We start from the raw sequence: 19,851 nt of genomic DNA, 5'->3' as shown, positions 1-19,851 counted from the left end.
AATCTCTTACTAAAAAGTAAGCAAGAGAAATTTACACAAAATATCTTACACTACCTCATTTTATTAAAGATCAAAGATTTCATAGTGATCTTTGTAAATTTTTAAATAGAAAAAAACTAAAATTAATTTTTATAGTTCTTTGATTTATGCTAATTTTGATAAATATTTGATTAGCTAAATTGTGATGAGACAACTGAAAAAATCAGATAATTACAATTTCATTTTTATTTGAGAATATGTTGTTTTTTAGTTGTCAATGAGTTTGAGTAAAATATAAATGTTCTGAAAAAGAAAATAAATAATTATAATTTTTGTTAAATTAAAAATTAGCAAGTAAAAAAATAAATTAAAAAGTGAAAACTACCGTAAAACAGCATTATTTGGAAATTTTGAAACTGAACTGGGAAACAAAAAAAGTCAGCAAATAAATGCTAACTTTCTTATAATGTTTCAAGTTCTTTTTCTTTTTTTCAAGGTTGCTTTTTATCAATATGATCAATAAATAATTTACCCGAGTTTCCCGGTTTTACCTAAAATTAATAATAAAAAAGAGTAGATTTTACTCCACCTAATTTATTTATAAGATATTGTTATTTTTTAGTATCTTGCTCTGTTTTTTCAACTTCTTTATTTTTATTATTGTATAGTGAACTTGATTTTGTTTTTTTACCAAATTTTTTAGCAATAAACATTACAAAAAGAACAATCATACCAGTAATCACTAAAAAACATACAATACCGGTAACTGCTATTATAACATCCATATTATTCTCCTTTCTTATACTCAATTCTACAAAAAAAAAAAAAACAAAGCATTTGATAAAAAATCTGTAATTACAGATATAAAATGTCACTTTTCCCGAGTTTCCCGGTTAATAGCAAAAAACACAAAATCAACCATTTTTTTGGTTGATTTTATTGTTTTTGTTTTTTCTTTATACCATTTTTGATAAAACTCTTTTTATATCGTATCAATATTTGATATTATGGTTGTTTTCATCAGTTTTATCCGTCTTTCCCAGTTTCAAGAATTAAAAAACCGTTTACGCCTGTTTTATGGGGCAAAACGGTTTTTATTTATCTGATTTAATTACAATTTTTTTGATCTCATCATACTTGTTTCAAAGATCTATATCACTTCCTGATTTTTCTCTTTTTCTTTCTATTTCTTCTCCGGTAATGTTATTTATAAATATTTCTTCTCTTACTAAACTTAAAATTTTAATAAATTGTCATTCAGTAAGATGGTTATTAATTCTGTGTTTGAAATAATATTCATTTGTTTTATGAATAAATAATTTTAAAACGACTAATGAAGCAAAACATAAAAGTGTGTGAGCTACAATGTGACTATCTAAATAAACATAAGTTGGTCTTATTGCTAAATAACTTTTTAAACTCCTAAAATTTGATTCAATTTGTCATTGCTTTGAATATAAATGAATTATTTGAGATTCACTTAAATTTAATAAATTAGTTTCATATACATAAACACCATCGAATTCTTCGTCTCTTTGAATTTTCTTGTAATCCAATTCAAATTTTAATTTTGATATTTCAGTAAAGTATTTACATTTTTTAGTTCCAAGCATTTTTGAAGAATCAACAGTTCCATCTTTATTTTGTTTCTTTTTGAAATTATTAATTAAATTTTGTCTATCTTCTCTATCTTTTAAAGCTCTTGATTTGCTGATAGTTACAATTCGTCTTCTGACATTTTTTGTAACCCTTTTGTTTTTAAAAGCGGAAAGGAAATCTGTAGATTTGTATTTTAAATTATCATTTACATAAACATAATCTTTCTCGTTCAAAACATATTCTTTGAATTCTTTAGAACTTGCTTTTGCTTTGTAAGAAATGATGAAACCATAACCTTTTTGCTCTAAAAATCTGATATTTCCGGACGTACTCATTCCACGATCGGCAATTACAGTTATGTTTTTAATTTTATACATTTGCTCAAGTTCAAGCAAGAATTCAATCATAGTTTTTGAATCTGGAGTATTACCACTAAAAACTTTAATATGGAAAGGGACTCCATTTCCATCACATGCTAAGGCAATTACAATTTGATCTTCTTTGAACTTTCCATCTTTAGAATAACTAGTTTGTCTATAACCCATTATTTGAAAAGATTCAAAATAAACAGTTGATGAGTCAAAATAAATCTCACTTAAATTTCTATTTGTTTCTTTTAATACCATTTGATGTAGTGCATTTACAAGATTTGCTTGATTGTTTTCAACAATATCTAGAAGTCTATAAAAACTATTTTTTGATGCTGAAATATCACTATTAAATTCGCCTTGTTCACTAAAAGAAGAAAAAATACTTGAAGGATTATAAATCCTTTTTGCAACTAAAAAATTGAAGATTTTTTTCATTTCTTTATGCCTTGTTTTCTCAAAAGACTCAAAAATGTTGTGTTTATTGAGTAACTCTTCAATTAGTTCGTATCCGACATTTTTATTTACTCTTACAAGTTCATCGCTTTCTAAAGCTTCTAATAATGCAGACTGAACTCTTTCTTTTTTATCAAGTGAAGAAAAAGATTTTAGTTTTTCTTTTAGAATTTCTACTGCATTTTCTTTTTTCTCAAGTAATTTTTCTAAGTTTCCAAGACTGAATCATCTTGTTGGTGCTTTTCCAAAACCAGTTGTTCATCCAACGTATTTATAAATTACACCTTTTTTGTTTCCTGAAACATTAAATAATATTAAATTTTTCTTTTCCATCCTTATATTATACCACAAAATGCAATTAAGTGCAATTATTTTTTTATTTTTTTTAATAAAAATTACTATATATAGTAAAAATTTATAAATTCCTATTTTATTCTAATTTCTTAGGGAAAACTGGGAAACTAAAAATCGAAAACCACTGTAAAACAGCGTTATTTGGCAATTTTGAACCTAAATTGGGAAAGAAAAAAGTCAGCAAATAAATGCTAACTTTCTTATAATGTTTCAAGTTCTTTTTCTTTTTTTCAAGGTTGTTTTTTATCAATATGATCAATAAATAATTTTCCTTGTAAGTGATCAAGTTCATGTTGAAAAACAATTGCAACATATCCTGAAACGGTTCATATTTTCTTTTCTTTACTAAAATATGAATAACCTTCAACTTTAATTATTTTTCTTCTTCTAACAAAACCTTCTTGATGAGGTCATTTTTCATTAACACTTAAACAACCTTCACCATGATGAAGAGCTATTTTGTCTTCAGAAAAACCAAGTATTTTTGGATTTATAATAATATCTCTAAATACTATATCATCAGGACCGTTATTCACATTAATATAGAACATATTTTTCAATATTCCATATTGAACAGCAGCAACTCCAACACCTGGTCTATACATTTTTTGACCTTCAACTTGTGAATAGTCAATGTGGTCAATCATTTGTTGTGCTAGAAGTTCATCTTCTTCAGTTAATGGTCAAGGAACATCAATTGATTTTTCTCTTAGAACATTATTTGGTAATTGAATTATTTTAACTTTTTTTCTATTCATATGTATATATTATAAACAAATAATTAAAATTCAAATGCAGCTTTTTTGATTTTATCTTCAATACTTTTAACTTTTTCTTCTTTACTTAAAGAAGCGAAAGGTTCAACTTTTGTACCTGTTAATCAAACTGGTTCAACAACTTTAGCTCCTAAAAAGTTTCAAAAACCTTTTAAATTTTCTGTAAAGTTTCCAAAAGGATATCAATCTGCAGGCGCTCCTTGAGAAGTTAAAATTTGAACTTTTAAATGATCTAAAAGACCTTTTGCTTCTCCTTTTTTGCTGTATTTATAGCTAAAAGTTACATTAGCCATTGAAATAGCATCAATAAAGTTTTTTACAACTGCTGAATAGTTGAAATTAATCATTGAAGTTGAAAAAACAACTTTTTGCACACTTTTTAATAAATCAACTAATTTCATTGCTTCTACATCTTGTCAAAAAGTTTTCATATTTTCTGAATTTAAAGAGATTGAAGCCACTTTTTCTTTATTTAAATCCATTTCAATAATTTCGTGAGTTGGATTTTTTTCTTTATAAAATTCTACAAATTTATCTGACATTAATTTTGAATTTGAAGATTCTCCAGATAAAATAGAACCTTTTATAACTAAAACTTTCATTTTTCCTTCTTTCTTTTCTATAAATTAACTTGCTAAGTTATTATATTATAAAAAATAGTAAAATTTTCAAAAAGTTTATTTTTAGCAAAAAAATAGTATAATTTTTTATATTTTATTAAAAAATGAGGTATTTACTATGTTTAAATTATTAAAAGAAATTTTTAAATCTTTATCAAAAAATAAAATAACAACAATAAGTTTATCTATTTTACTTTTTTTAACTACAGGTGTTTTTACTTTACTTTTTAGTGTAAAAGAATCTTTTAATAGACAAATAAATAAATATAATGCAGTTTCTAAATTACATGATTCAACAGTAGATTTAGATGTTAACTTTAGCGGTAATGCTAAAGATAATGGATATAAAAAAGAAACACCAATTGAATACACTTTAGATCAAAAAGCTATAAAAGAAATTTTAGATTTTCAAATAAAATCACAATTTATTTTGCTTTCTGACTTGGGAGTTAAGGGAGAAAAAGCGAATTATTATATAAGTGCTCAAGACTTTTTATTTCAATATGAAGTTAATAAAAATATAAATAATATTGATAATAAAGATTTTAATTTTGATTTAAAAAATAAACAATTTCAAGTTTTAAAAACCGATAGCAAATTTTTTAAAACTTATTTAAAAAATGCTGATGGAACATTTAAAGAAAAAGAAATTTCCTATTACTTAAACAAGGATAATACTGCAGTTTTTTTAGACAAAAGATACAAAATTTCTGAAGTTATAAACATTTCAAGTAACGGTTCAGAAGGCTACTTATTACATAATCAAGGTGAAGATCATATAATATCTTCCATAAATAGAATGGGAATTAATTTAAATACCAAAGAAGCAACTTTTGATGTTTCTAAAATCAACTCATGAGAAAGAAATGGTATTTTATATTTATTAACAGAAGATGAAACAGCAAAATTAATCGGAGTTCATAAAGATAATAACAATAATTGAAAGTTATTTTATAAAAAAGATTATACAAGTGAATTATTTAGTTGAGATAACATAGCAAAATGATCGGCTCCTCAACAAGTTTGAAACTATAATATTGTTTTAAAACCTGATGGTTTAATGAATGGTAGTGAAAATACAGCTCCTGTAATTAAAAAGTTATTTTTAAAAAACGACATTCATAAATCACTGCCAGATTTTTTCCAATTTTCTAAATCTAATGTTTATAAACTTAAAGATGAATGAGTTTCAAGAGTTAGTTATCAAACCAAATTTATTTTACATAATTTTACTTTGTTAGATATTGAACCAGAAAAAGGAAATTTTTCTAAAAATTTTTCTAATTATTTAGCAAATTTAAAAGACAATGATCCTGAAGAATTTAAAAAAATTGAAAAGCTACATTATTGAGAAAAGCAAATAGTAAAAACTATCTCAAATAAAGAACCTGTTATTATTAGTCAAAATCTTTTAAAAGATGATTTAACCTTATTAATAAAAGGACCCGATGGTAAAACTACATCAATTAAGGATATTGAAAATTTAGGAAATGATTATAATATTCAAAATTTAACTTCACAGCAATTAGCATCTTTATCCAATGAAGAAATAGTAGATTTAACTTATTTAAAACTTAGAAATGCAGTTTCTACAACAATAAAAAACAAAATCTTTGATTATGTGAAAAACGAAAAAGAAGTTGATTCAGTTGGTAGAAGAAGATTTATTACTACAACAGCAATAGATGAAAAAAAAGGAGAAAACAAAATTTTTCAATTTATTGATGCAGGAATAAATGAAGAATATTTTGATCCAAACCACAAGCAAGAAGTGGGAAAACTTTTTAATGAATATTTTCATAAAAGTAACTTATTTATTAATGCTGATCCTAATTTTGATAAAAATGAATTCAATCCTGTATATAGTGCAGAAATTATAAATGCCATTTTTCAAGGTTTTGTTCCTGATTCTAAATACTTAAATCCAACCATTGAATTTATTGATATTCCTTCTAGTCAAAAGTTAACTTTATTTCCTGCAAATTTTTCAAAAGAAAAAGTAGTAATTTTAGAAAATAAAGAAAAAACAGTGAATTTTGCTGTAGGAAATTCAAAAAATGGTTATACCCTTTATGAAAAAAAACAAGATTCTTGAATTAAAGTTTTAGTTGATAATAAAGAGTTTTTAACTTTAACAGAATTAAATAATTTTATGGAATCTAAACATTTAGGTCTAAAAGTTTCTGTAGGAGAAAATGGTTGATACAAAACAGATGAAAACTTTTCAAATACTTATAATGTTCCTTTCATATATAGAGCACCTTCCAGCGCCTTACTAAAAGAAATAGAAACATCAAAAACAGTAAAAACACTTTTTGATAGTCTTAAAAAAACAATAGTTAATAGTGAATTAGTTAGAGAAAACTTCATAAAAGTAGATGAATTAGATAAACTATTAACTGCAACTCAAGATGCTTTTTTCGTTACTGAATATTATGATATTTTTACAAAAGGTAAAAATAATCAATCTTTAATGCAAAGAATGATTTTTGAGTCACTTTATTTAGCAACTATTCAAAATGATGATCAATTTTTAAACAAAATATTTAATAATTTTCTTGAAAACATTCAAAACAAAATTAGAGATAATGGAACTACATTAGATGAACAAAAAACTTATTTTATTGATAACATAGATAAAATAGGTCAAATTCTTTCTAATTTAGGAATTAATGTTTGAAGTGATATTTTAAAAGATAATACAAAAGAAGAGTTAAAAACTATAATAAATAACCCAATTGAATTTATTGATGGTTTAAAAACAATAATTTTATCAATTGATTTTAAATCTTTTTTAACTGATATTCACAATTGATACGAAAACAAATGAAATAAACAAGAGAGAAACGATTCTACTCATGCTTATTATTATTTTAGTGTTTCAGATTTAGTTATTCCATTAGTTAAATCCATTGATTTTGATGTATTTAAAAAAGGTGCAACTATATTAGTTAAAAATATTAATTTTGATTCTTTACTTTCTACCGCTTATAATAAATCAGAGCAAAAATATAAAGGAATTTTATTCAATAAAATTATTAATTCTTATAAAGAAAGTGTTTTAAAAGAAAAAATCACCACTTCTTTAGTTAATATTTTTGACAAAATTAACATAAATAAAGATAAAAATAATTCTTCTGAAAATTTTAAAAACATAAATTCAGGTTTAACTAAAATAATTTCTATTTTAGATAAAGATAGACTTTTAAATATAGTAGAAAATTCTTTAGAAAACACTTATTTTGAAGATTATAAATTTGTAAATGAATCAAAAGATCCGCAAAAAGTTTTATTTGTTGCTAAAACTCTTAAAACATCTAATTTAATAACTGCATTTATTTCAACATTTTTTAAAGATTCTGCAACTACCCATACTCTTTTTAGAGCAATAGAAGAAATATTAAATTTATCTGGTAAAACCAAAAAAGAAGGTGCATTAGGTATAACTTATTCAGTACCAGATAAAGATGCTGAAAAACTTGACTTGTTCGATTTACAAAATTTAGAGTTATTATCATATGCTAAATTTGAAGAATTAATTAAACTTTCTGATAAAGTTGATAATAAAATTTTAATCGATAAAGAATTTGATAATACGGAAATTTCCTTTATAAAAAGATATTTATTTTTTGGAAAAGATATCATTAAAGATGTTGATGAAATAAGTCAAAGAAACTCTATTTTCAAAGAAACATTAAAACTTTTTATTTTTAATAAGTTCACTAAAGCAAATAATTCATTTGTTATAAAAAATACAAATACTAGTTCTACTTTAGCAGATAATTTATATGAGATTTTTATTGAGAACACACAAGGTAACAGAGCCTTTAATACAGCAAAACCAAAAGCTAGAGAAATTGTAAGTAATGTTGTTTATTCTTCTGAATATTCTAGTTCTGTAAATAGTTTGATTTTTTATGATTTTTGAATTAAATTTGTTTCTGAAAATAGTCAATTGAGTTCAACGGAATTAAAAGAAGTTTTCAATTTCTTTTTTAGAGAAGCACAAAATCAAAATTCTTATTTATACAAAGAATTAATTGAAACACAATTGTATGATTCTAAGAAAAACTTTGAAAATAGATCATTTTTCTCTAAAGGACTAGACATTCAACCAATAGGACGTGGTATAGCACAACCTTTTGATTCTGCAGATACTTTATTTAAAAACATACCAAATACTGCTGATGCTAATGAATGAAAAAATAAAATAAATAAATTATTTGATTCTGAAATTTATAAAAAGAAAAATGCTATTACAGGTTTAGATTTAGCTGATTGACTTATTTTAAATAAAGTTTCTTTAGTTTCTAATTTAGCACAAATTGCAACAAATGAGAGATATCATAAAGACGCTACAAATTACTTTGTTAATTTACAAAAATCATTTGATTTATTAAACGATTTTGCTTCTAAAGGTGACTTAAATAGAGAAATTTTAAATAATTTAAGAAAGAATTTTACAACTCAATCTGCTGTTTTTACTTCTTTAGGTTTATCAGACACTGTATCATCAACATATTCTAGTGTTATTTTCCCAATAGTAGCAGCTTGATTTACCTCGAATCCAGCAGGAACAGATAATGCAGAAAATAACTCCAATTTAACCTTTGTTTTAAATAATAGAGTAACTGATTTTTCAAAAATTATTAATGAAAATCCTGATAATTATAGAGATATAATAAAAGGAAGATTTTATAATTTATATAGCGATTCTCTTTTTGAATATCATTTAGAAAATCATAGTGTTAAAGGTTTATCATTAGATCTTTCCTATGTAGATTACTTAAATAAAAAAGTATTTTCAATTGACAATCAAGACACCATTTTATTTGATATTAACATTAATAAAATCTTTTTAGATTTAATTAATGCTTCTACAATAATAAGAGAAGAAAATAAATTTTTAGTATTTAAAGATGTTCGTTCCTTGGTTGCAAAAGTAAATTCTAGTTTTTTAAATGAAAACAATAAAGAAATATATAAAGAAAAATTACCTTCTAGTTATATAGAGTTAGAAAAACTAATAAATAGTTTAGATGAAAAATACATAATAAATGTAAGTGGTTCTAAATTTTTAATAGTAGGTGATGAGCAAACTATCGATTATTTATTCCCTGTAATAAATGAAGAAAATTTACAAGTTAATATTAAAAATCAAGCACTTGTTTATGTTAATAAATGAGGTTTTGATAGAGCTCGTGAATCCTTTAGAGGTAGTGCTTTAAAAGATTATTTACTTGTTAAAACAAAACCAGGAACAAATGTTCAAGAATTTAATGAAAAAACAAATAGAGAAATAGCTACTAATTTTGGAAATATAGTAACTAAAAAAGTCTTTTCTAAAGATGAATTAGATATTATTAATCCAGAAAGAAGTTTAAGAATTTCAACAGCTTTTTCATTGATTCAACTTATATCAAATGCTAACTTTTATATGGTTGCATTAATGTCTATATTAATAATTATTTCTACCGTATTTATTACAAAAAGATATATATCTACAAGAAATAAGGTAATAGGGATTTTAAGAGCTCAGGGTTATAACTCTTGAATGATAGCTTTCTCATTTATATCCTTCCCTTTCATTACAACCTTTATAGGTGGAACTGTTGGGTACATAGTAGGTTTATCATTGCAACAAGTGTTAAAAAACGCCTTTTCATCTTATTGAACTTTACCAACGCAGAGTATATCATTTGAATGAATTCCTTTTGTTTTAACCATTATTCTTCCATTTTTCTTACTTTCAGCTTTAGTTATATTATCTGCTTTATGAATTTTAAGAAAAAAAACAATTGATTTAATGTCTGGTATAGTTGAAATTAATGTTTCAAAATTTGCTATGGTATTTCTAAAAATATTTAGATTTGCTAATGTAAAAACTAAATTTGTTGCTTCATTATCTGTAAATAGTTTTTGAAAATTAATTTCATTAATGATTTCAACAACCTTAACAGCCTTTATTTCCATTTTCTCAATTTCTTCAAACGGAGTATTTAATGAGACTGTAAATAAAACATACCAAAAGAGAAATTATAAGTATAAGTTAGATTTAGAAACACCTACTATCGAAGCTGGACAATATCAAACTTTTGATAAAAATCAATTAGAAAATCTTTTATATGTTCCTTTAGGGGTTGCTTCTGAATCTAATGTTGAAGCAAATAATTACTTCAAACCAGGTAGAGCTCTTGTAAATGGTGATTCAGACAAAAATGGTAATCCAAAAGAAAATGATCCCCATATTTTAACAAGAGCGTCACTTCAATTACAAGTAGAATCATCATTATCCATCTCACCTTGAGATATAGTTTTAAATTCAATGCCTGATAGTCAAAGATCAAGAACTTTAGAAATTTCTAAAATGGCAATTTCAGAAATAGAAAAAACTCAAGATATTCATTTTGTAGAAAAAGTTGATATCACAGGCAAAAAATACAACTTTGAATTTGTAGGAACAGAAGCAAACCCACAAAACTATTTTAAATACATTGAAAATGAAAATGTTTCAACTGGTGGTAAATTCTGATATATGGTATGAAATGTTCAAACTCAAGAATATGATAGAGAAGCAATAACTACTTCTCAACATAGAGATTTATATAGAAAATTCTTAGTAGATGCTTATAAAAAAATTCCTTCTAATGATTTTTATATAGCGTTTAACGGTATTTTATTTAACAATCAAACAAACGAAAAATACACATATATTAATACTTCTTATAATGAAGAAAACAGTTTAAAAATTTATGGTTATAATAACAATTCTAAATATGTATCAATCCAAGATGAAAAAGGTGTTAATTTAATCGAATTAATGGAAAAAACACAGGTAATTAATGATGTTTATCCTATTTCTGTTAATTATGTATTTTTAAATAAAAACAACTTAAAACTCGGTGATACAATTGAATTAGAAGTTAAAAATCCTATTGATAGATATATAAGAATTTTAGAAGGAAATTCCTTTAGAAAATATAAATTTAAAATAGTTGGTATTATAAATACTTTCATTAATAGTGAGTTAGTTACAACAAGAAAAATAGCAAATCATTTAACTGGATTAAGTGAACTAGATCAAGATGGATTCAATGGTATTTTATCTAACGATGTTACTCCAGAGCAAACTATTGGTTCTGTTGGTTTATATGCAAATTCTGGATATTGATTTGGTGGAGACCTAATTAATATGGAGACAAAAGAACAATATGAAACAGCCTTTGCACAAATATATTCAAACAGCGATGATCAACCTGGTGTATTAAAAAATAATGGTTATAGTGATGAATTAATCAAAAAATTATTAACATTTAAAGAAAGAACAATTACTGATGTTGAAAATATCGATTTAAGCTATAAGAATATTACAAGTGATAAATTTAAGAGTGAAAACGCAACCTTAATTAAACAAGGTGTAAATAATTTCATCGACTTATATTCTAAAAATGTTTATAATTCGCTTTCTACAAATGTAGATGCTAAAGATATTCAAATAGGTTTTGTTAATAATATTGCTAATACAGTTTCAAAATTAACACTATCTATAGTTATTATTTTCTTTTTAGTTTCTGTTGTTATTCTAATTATGATTTCAAATATCATAATTACGGAGAACGAAAAAAACATTGCTATATTTTCAATCTTGGGATACAATAACAAAGAGAAAATAAAACTATTTTTTGGAATTTATTTACCTTTAATAATTGTTGCTACAATTATTGCTATTCCATTAGTTATTGGATTTATTGCTTTATTTAATGCGTTTTTAGTTTCATCTAGTTCTATTGCTCTAATACTTACTTTAAAATGATGACATGCTTTAACTGCAATAGGAATTTTATTCTTTGTTTATGGACTTACATCTCTTATTGCTTGAATTAATTTAAATAAAATTAAAGCTATTTATTTATTGAAAGGAAAATAATGACAGAAAACCAAAATAAGAAAGAACTAAAAGGTAAAATAAAAGAAGAAAATGCAGTTTTACTTACTAAAAAAGAAATAAAAAAAATCAAAAAAGCAAATAGTAAACCAAAGAAAAAACACAAAGATATGATCACACAAAATACAGAAAATAATATCATTGAAATTTTCGATGTTAAAAAATCTTATCTTTCTGGTTCGATAATAACTTCTGTTTTAAAAGGTGTTACTTTAAAAATAGAAAAAGGAGATTTTGCTGTTTTATTTGGAAAATCAGGTTCAGGAAAATCTACATTATTAAACATTATTTCTGGTTTAGATAGAGCATCAGAAGGTGAAGTGATTGTTGCAAATAATAATTTGACATATTACAACGATTCAAAATTAACAAAATTTAGAAGAGAAAATGTTAGTTTTATTTTTCAAAGTTATAATTTACTGCAAAACTTAAATGGTTATGATAACGTTGAAACAGGTGCATATTTACAAAAAGATAAAAAGAAAGTTTTAAATATTAATAACCTTTTTAAAGAATTTGAAATAGAAGAAATTAAATATAAATATCCTTCTCAAATGTCTGGTGGACAACAACAAAGAATTTCCATTTTAAGAGCGTTATCAAAAAATGCAGAAATCATTTTTGCTGATGAACCTACAGGTGCTTTAGATGAAAAAACATCAAGAGCAGTTTTAAAAATATTACAATATATTAATAAAACCTATGGAACCACAATTGTAATGGTTTCTCACGATCCGACAGTTGCTGAATTATGCAATAAAGTTATTAAATTAGCTTCTGGAAAAATAGAAGAAATAATAATAAATTCTAATCCTAAAGTTTTATAAATAAAAAATTCCTTTATATAAGATTTGTTCTTTTATAAAGGAATTTTCTTTATTTTAGAGATCGGATTCCAACTCTAAAATCAGGTCTCTGATTTGAATTGCTTTTTCTAAATCATCTTTAGCAATATATTCATTTTTTTGTTTTATTAGTGCTTTTATTATTTCTTCTTTTTCTTTTTTATCTTTGACTTTAGAAGATTTTTCTAAAGCATCAATTGTTTCAACTGATTGAATTGGATCAAAAATAGGTTTAATAATAGTTTTAGGAATAATGTTGTTCTTTTTATTATATTCCATTTGAATTTTTCTTTTTTCTTCATTATCTTTTAAAGTAGCTGCAATATTACTTGTAATAGAATCAGCAAATAAAATTGCTCTACCATGATCATTTCTAGCTACTCTACCAATCATTTGAATTAGTGCAGCTTTTGTTCTGGAGAATGAGTTGGTATCGGCTTCAAGAATCATAATTAAAGAAACCTCCGGTAAATCTATACCTTCTCTTAATAGATTAACTCCCACAACAACATCGTAAATTCCCTTACGTAATTTTCTTAATATGTCATTTCTTTCAAAAGTTTTGTGTTCAGAATGGATATAAGCTGATTTATAGTGTTTTTCTCTAAAATTAGATGATAACTCTTCTGCCATTCTTTTGGTTCCTGTTATGATAATAACTCTTTCATTATTTTTAATTTGATTATCAATTTCTTTATACATAGTTTCTAATTGATTTTTAGTTGATTTAATTTCAATTATTGGATCAACAAGACCAGTAGGTCTTATGATTTGTGTTGTAATTTCTCCGTGCGTTTTGTCAACTTCATAATCTGAAGGAGTAGCTGAAATATAAATAATTTGATTATCTATTTCTTCAAATTCTTCAAATTTTAAAGGTCTATTATCTAAAGCAGAAGGCAAACGAAAACCATAATCTACAAGATTTCTTTTTCTTTGATAATCACCTTTATACATTGCTTGTAGTTGTGGAACTGTCATATGGGACTCATCGATAAAGATAAGTGTGTCTTTAGGTAAATAATCAAAAAGTGTATAAGGTTTCTCGCCTTCTTTTCTATCATCCATATGTCTTGAATAGTTTTCTATTCCAGAGCAAAAACCAAATTCTTTTAATGAATCAATATCATTACGAACTCTGTCATTTAATCTTTGTTTTTCAACTAATTTATTTTCCTTGTCAAAATAAGATAATCTTTCTTCTAATTCTAATTCAATAGTTTTAACAGCTCTTTCAATTGTATCATTAGTTACTGTATAAGAGTTTGCTGGATAAATAACAAAATTTTTAACTTTTTTTGTAGTTTTTTTACTTAATTTTTCTTGATAGACTATATTTTCAATTTCATCATCAAAAAAATCAATTCTAATAGTTAATTCTTCAGTTCATACAGGAAAAAGTTCTACAACATCCCCTTTAGTTCTAAATTTTCCTGGTTCTAAATCAATATCAGTTCTTTCATAACCTATTTTTGCTAAAGTTCTAAATAAATCACTTCTATTTAATTTCATTCCTACTTCGATATAAAATAGATTAGATTGATATTCTTTTGGATCAAGTGCCCCGTAAATTGCAGCAACAGAAGAGACAACAATTGTGTCTCTTCTAGTTACTAATGCATTGATAGTGGACATTCTCATCGATTCTAAATCTCAGTTTGTTTTACTGGATTTTTCTGTATAAACATCTTTAGCTGGTAAGTAAGATTCTGGTCTATAGTAGTCAAAGTGAGAAACAAAATATTCTACTTTATTTTCTGGAAATAAACTTTTCATTTCTGAAAAGAGTTGCGAAGCTAAAGTTTTGTTATGTGATAAAATCAGAGCTGGTCTATTTGTTTCTTTGATAACATTAGCCATAGTAAAAGTCTTTCCACTACCAGTAACACCGAGTAATACTTGGTATTTCTTATTATTTTTTATTCCGTCGGAAAGTTCTTTAATTGCTTTTGGTTGATCGCCTTGAGGCTTATTTTTTGAAATTAAATTATACATATTATTAAATTATAATTGGAAAATAAAATAATAGTGTAAAATTTAAACTATGAAAAAAATATTTTTATCTATAAGTCCATTATTAGTTTTACCTATCGTCGCTGTTTCTTGTGGCGACAATAATGCAAATACCAAACAAGGAGAGAATCTTGTAAATAAGAAAAATGATAAAGGAGAATTTGTTAATGTTATATTTGATAAAGAACATAAAACCTTTACATTAGACTTGAGCAAAGAATCCATTACAACTATATACACAGGAGCTTTTGCTGGTGAAAAAAGTAGAGAAATTTTATTAAGTGAAACAATAAAAAAAGATGGTGTTGATAACCAAGTTATCGTTTCTTATCATCTTAAAAAAATTATTTTTCCTCCAACTTTAGAAATAATTGAAGATTCAGCTTTCACAAATAGAACATTACCAACATCAAAAATAGATTATGAGTTGCAAGAATTAGATTTTTCAAAAGCAACTATTTTACAAACAATAGGTAATTATGCATTTGAAACAAACAAAATAAAAGAAGTTATTTTATCAGATTCAGTTACTTATATTGGAAAGCAAGCATTTGCAAATAATCAAATTTCAAAATTTGTTATTTCAGAAAATTCTAATTTAAAATCAATAGGAATTTCAGCCTTTTTTAACAATGAAATTACTTCTTTAGATTTTAAATCAAATAAATTGGAGTTAATTTCAAAAGCAGCATTTGAAAGAAATAAAATAACATCAGTTCACTTTGTAGAACCATTATCAAAATTAATAATAAGTAAAGAAGCATTTAAATTAAATGATATAAAAACAAATAATATTAATGAAATTGATAAAGAAAAAGTAAGTATTGCTTCTGATGCATTTGACAAATCAAATTAGTTTTAAAAAATAAATTAAAAATATCAAACTTGTTAGTTTGATATTTTTGTTTTTATTTTTTGTCACCTTCTTTAAATATTTCAGAAGCAACACTCATTGTTTTAGCAACGTCACCTAAGTTAGGTGGTAAAATAATTTTAGTTGCTTGGCCGTTAGCTAGAACTCCAAGTTGTTCAATAGATTTTAAAGTAAGAATATTTTTTGTAATATTTGTTTGATTTAATAATTCAATTGCTTTTTGATCGGCTTCAGCTTTTAATACTTCAGCTGTTTTTTTAGCTTCAGCTTTTAGAATTTCTGATTGTTTATCAGCTTCAGCTTCAAGAATTTTAGCAGCTTTTTGCCCTTCAGCAAGAAGGATTTGAGAAGCTTTTTTTCCTTCTGCTTCAAGAATATTTGCTCTTTTTTCTCTTTCTGCTTTCATTTGTTTTTCCATTGCTGATTGAATTTCTTTAGGAGGGATAATATTCTTAATCTCTACTCTATGTACTTTAATTCCTCAAGAATCAGACGCTTCATCTAAAATTAATGTTAATTGAGAGTTGATAGTATCTCTTGAAATTAATGCTTCATCTAATTCTAATTCACCAAGTAGATTTCTTAGTGTTGTAGCACAAAGGTTTTCAATGGCTTTCATAGAATTTTCTGCTCCATAAACAAAGAGTTTAGGATCTGTAATTTCTAAAAAGACAACTGTGTCAACTCTTATTCCTGCATTATCTTTAGTAATAACATCTTGTTCTGGGAAATCTAAAACTTTTTCTTTAAAGTTTTCTCTTTTAACAATTCTGTCTACAAAAGGTAAAAGGAAATTTATTCCATTTTTAAGTGTTTTGTTATATTTACCAAGTCTTTCGACTACAGCAAATTCAGATTGTGGAATAATTCTAATGCTTCTTATTAAAGTTATTATTAATAATATAATTATGGCAATAGCAAGAACGGAAACAATAATAATTCAAATCATGCTAATTTTCCTTTTGAGTTGTTTTTTCTATGTAAAGTATATTTCCTTTTACAAATTTAACTTTTACTCAATTTCCTTTCTCTATTTTTCCTTGACCTTCAACTGAAATAGTTCTATAAAATTTACCATCAATTTTAATTTTTCCATAATTTTGAGTATCTTCTCCATATTCATAACTATCTTCAATTAAAATATTAGGTTTAGATTTAGTTAAACCTTGAATTCTTTCTACACCTATTTTGGTAGAATAAAGTCTATTTTTAAGTAATTTATATGTTGAAAAATAGATAATAATTCAAACAACAATAAAAGTAAGAATTTGAGCTATTATACTTCAATAAACCCCTTTAGTTGCTAAAGCGATAATTAATGAAGGGATAGCACTTATACTTGTTAATGCTGTTCAAATTCCATTAGTAGCTAGTTCTAAAATGATAAAACTTAATATTATCAATAATCAAATTACTATAAAAATAATTTTTATTACATCTTGCGGCATATTAAAATAATTTAATTACTTAACATTTCTTTTTAAGTTGTGGAAAGTTTTTTCTCCATCGTATTCAGCTGCTTCAGCTAATTCTTCTTCAATTGCTAATAATCTATTATATTTTGCAACTCTATCTGTTCTTGATAAAGAACCGGTTTTAATTTGACCTGCATTTACTGCAACTGATAAATCAGCAATTGTTGTATCTTCTGATTCACCTGAACGGTGTGATACAACAGCTGTAAATCCTGCTTTATATGCTAATTCAATTGTGTCAAGTGTTTCAGAAACTGAACCAATTTGATTTAATTTAATTAAAATTGAGTTAATTGAACCTTGTGCAATAGCTTCTGATAAAATAGAAGCATTTGTAACTGTTAAATCATCTCCCATTATTTGGTGAGTTGAACCGAATTTTTGATTAAATTTTTTAAATCCTTCTCAGTCTGATTCTGCAAATCCATCTTCTACAGAAATAATTGGATATTTTGCAAATAATTTTCCATAGTATTCTACTAATTCATCTGTTGTAAATTCAACTTTATTAGTTAAACTTGCAAATCCTTCTTTTTTAGCTTCAATAGCTGCTTTTAATTTTCCAAAAGTATATTTTTTAGTTTTTGAATCATATAATTCTGATGATGCAGCATCTAAAGCAATAGCAACAGCGTTTTCACCTTTAGTTGCTGGTGTAAATCCTGCAACTTTAATAGCTTCAACTAAAAAGTCTAAAGCTTCTTCGTGTGATTTTAAGTTAGGAGCAAATCCACCTTCATCACCAACTTGTGTTCCGTGTCCCGCTTTTTTTAATAATTTAGCTAAGTTGTGGAAAACTTTATTAGCCATTTGTAAAGCTTCTCTTATTGTTTTTGCTCCTAATGGCATAACCATAAATTCTTGGAAATCAATGGTATTTGATGCGTGTTCTCCACCATTAATAACGTTTAACATTGGAACTGGTAATTTTCTTGCGTTTGTTCCTCCGATATATTTATATAAAGGAATTTCTAATTCATCTGCTGCAGCTCTAAGAACAGCTAATGATACTCCAAGAATAGCATTAGCACCTAAATTTTTCTTAAATGGAGTACCATCTAATTTAATCATTGCTAAGTCTATTTTTCTTTGATCTGTAACTTCCATTCCTAAAACAACAGGAGCAATTTTTTCATTAACGTTTTTAACTGCTTGCATAACTCCTTTTCCACCAAATCAATTTGATGCAAAAGCGTTATCTTGATCTCTTAATTCTAAAGCTTCTCTTGTTCCTGTTGAAGCACCTGATGGAACAATGGCTGAACCAAAACCACCAAATTCTGTTTTAACTTCTACTTGAACAGTAGGATTACCTCTTGAATCTAACACTTCACGAGCGTGAATGCTTGTAATTTTTGACATTTTTCTCCTTAATAAAATTTTTTATATTTAATAAAAATTATACATTAAAAAGAAATAAAAATGTTTATATTTATCTAAAAAAAGAAAAAATCAAGAACAGATAAACAGTGAAAATTTGTTCTTGATTTTGATATTGAAAACGTAATATAATTTTCAAAATGGATTTTCAATTTTTTTATATTTTTAATTATTAAGATTAGTTATTATAATAACACTTTAAAAGATTTAAAAACTTAGAAAGGAGACTAAAATATAATAGGGGGTATACACAAAATAATCTAATAACAAGAATATAACAATAATAAAAAAATAAATACAATAATTTTAAATTTAATAAATGAAAATATTTGGTTGATTACAACCATAAATAATTATATACCTAAAATAAATAATTTGTTAAAAAAAATCATTTTTTTCAAAAAAACATAAAAAAATTTGAACTTTTTATTATTACTTCAGAAGTAAATTGATTAAAATATAATTAAATTAAATAAAAAGTATTAAATAAAAATAGTTTTGCTCCATAAAAGAAATCAAAATATTTTGTAAGTTGTAAATTAGCAGATAAGATAATACCTAAAAAGTCAAGCAAATTATTTTTAGATATAAAAACTTTTATTAAAGTAATATTTTTGTTGGTTGAAATGATTAAAACTTAAAAGCAGTCCAAAAAAAGCAATTATTTTTTTATTATATTATAACCAAAAAAACATTGCAAAATGATATAATTTAAAAAGATTTAAATAAATTTAAGTCAAAAATTAAAAAAGGATCAAAAGTATTAAAAAAAATGAAAAAAAATATTTCATTTATAACTGCAGTACCTGGTATATTAGTACCTATAACACTAACACAAACAAGCATTGCAGCAAATGAAGAAAAAAGAGTTGAATATAATCCACAAGTAAATTGATGATGATTTTTAGGTCCTTTGGGGGGTGCTATTGCAAATGTAGCAGAACTAAATAGAATAAATTCTGAAAATGAAAAATGAGAAAAAGAACACATAAATGAGTTACAACTTAAAAAAGAAACTGCTTTTTCAAGACAAAATAATAGTAAGTTTTCTGATTATGATTTAATTTTAGAAAAAATGGATAATTCAGGAAATTGAATACAAGTAAGTAGTGGGTAGTGTAAGATATTTTGTGTAAATTTCTCTTGCTTACTTTTTAGTAAGAGATT

Annotated in this window: 12 protein-coding genes; 4 read left to right on the top strand and 8 right to left on the bottom strand. The window is 24.8% G+C overall.

The genetic code is table 4. From position 1 onward, the window contains the following. Window positions 1–590: 590 nt before the first annotated feature. The 4 genes from ACXX84_RS03175 to ACXX84_RS03160 form a co-directional block, all read right to left on the bottom strand. The gene (locus ACXX84_RS03175; RefSeq protein WP_436358869.1) at window positions 591–764 is read right to left on the bottom strand and encodes a hypothetical protein; all 174 of its coding nucleotides are present in this window, start codon (window positions 762–764) and stop codon (window positions 591–593) included. 309 nt (window positions 765–1,073) lie between these two features. Further along, window positions 1,074–2,735: an IS1634 family transposase gene (locus tag ACXX84_RS03170; RefSeq protein WP_436358870.1), complete on the bottom strand. Its 1,662-nt coding sequence runs from the start codon at window positions 2,733–2,735 to the stop codon at window positions 1,074–1,076. A 221-nt stretch (window positions 2,736–2,956) separates the two neighbouring features. Further along, window positions 2,957–3,514 carry a peptide deformylase gene (gene def, locus ACXX84_RS03165; protein WP_436358871.1) on the bottom strand — a complete coding sequence of 186 codons (558 nt, stop codon included), beginning with the start codon at window positions 3,512–3,514 and terminating at the stop codon, window positions 2,957–2,959. Window positions 3,515–3,537: 23 nt separating this feature from the next. Further along, window positions 3,538–4,134, bottom strand: coding sequence for an FMN-dependent NADH-azoreductase (locus ACXX84_RS03160; RefSeq protein ID WP_436358872.1), 597 nt, complete (start codon window positions 4,132–4,134; stop codon window positions 3,538–3,540). Window positions 4,135–4,270: 136 nt separating this feature from the next. On the opposite strand from ACXX84_RS03160, the gene ACXX84_RS03155 reads away from it, so the two are divergent. Together ACXX84_RS03155 and ACXX84_RS03150 are read left to right on the top strand one after the other, a co-directional pair. Further along, window positions 4,271–12,079, top strand: a complete 7,809-nt coding sequence (locus tag ACXX84_RS03155; RefSeq protein ID WP_458572898.1) for an ABC transporter permease — start codon at window positions 4,271–4,273, stop codon at window positions 12,077–12,079. After that, entirely contained in the window at window positions 12,079–12,924 is an 846-nt protein-coding gene (locus ACXX84_RS03150) for an ABC transporter ATP-binding protein (protein ID WP_436358874.1), read from the top strand. Before ACXX84_RS03155 ends, ACXX84_RS03150 begins: the two co-directional genes overlap by 1 nt. Before the next feature lie 54 nt (window positions 12,925–12,978). Here ACXX84_RS03150 and uvrB read toward each other — a convergent pair whose 3' ends face one another. Next, a complete protein-coding gene (gene uvrB / locus ACXX84_RS03145) occupies window positions 12,979–14,937 on the bottom strand; it encodes an excinuclease ABC subunit UvrB (protein WP_458560943.1) in 1,959 nt (652 codons plus the stop codon). A gap of 49 nt (window positions 14,938–14,986) precedes the next feature. Here uvrB and ACXX84_RS03140 point away from each other — a divergent pair, with 49 nt between their 5' ends. Next, complete coding sequence (locus ACXX84_RS03140; protein WP_458560942.1) at window positions 14,987–15,811, top strand: leucine-rich repeat domain-containing protein; 825 nt, start codon at window positions 14,987–14,989, stop codon at window positions 15,809–15,811. Window positions 15,812–15,863: 52 nt separating this feature from the next. On the opposite strand, the gene ACXX84_RS03135 is transcribed toward ACXX84_RS03140, so the two are convergent. From ACXX84_RS03135 to eno, 3 genes are read right to left on the bottom strand one after another with little or no spacing between them, the layout of a single operon-like run. Further along, window positions 15,864–16,778, bottom strand: a complete 915-nt coding sequence (locus ACXX84_RS03135) for an SPFH domain-containing protein (RefSeq protein WP_458572897.1) — start codon at window positions 16,776–16,778, stop codon at window positions 15,864–15,866. Between the two features lies 1 nt (window position 16,779). After that, window positions 16,780–17,277: an NfeD family protein gene (locus ACXX84_RS03130; protein WP_436358878.1), complete on the bottom strand. Its 498-nt coding sequence runs from the start codon at window positions 17,275–17,277 to the stop codon at window positions 16,780–16,782. Window positions 17,278–17,292: 15 nt separating this feature from the next. Then, the gene (gene eno, locus ACXX84_RS03125) at window positions 17,293–18,666 is read right to left on the bottom strand and encodes a phosphopyruvate hydratase (protein ID WP_458572896.1); all 1,374 of its coding nucleotides are present in this window, start codon (window positions 18,664–18,666) and stop codon (window positions 17,293–17,295) included. Window positions 18,667–19,456: 790 nt separating this feature from the next. Here eno and ACXX84_RS03120 point away from each other — a divergent pair. Continuing rightward, window positions 19,457–19,801 (top strand): hypothetical protein, encoded by a 345-nt coding sequence (locus tag ACXX84_RS03120; RefSeq protein ID WP_458572895.1) that lies wholly within the window; start codon window positions 19,457–19,459, stop codon window positions 19,799–19,801. The last annotated feature ends 50 nt before the right edge of the window (window positions 19,802–19,851 follow it).

The sequence above is a fragment of the Mycoplasma sp. AC157 genome, assembly GCF_054343415.1.
This window is presented reverse-complemented; position numbering and strand designations above follow the sequence as displayed.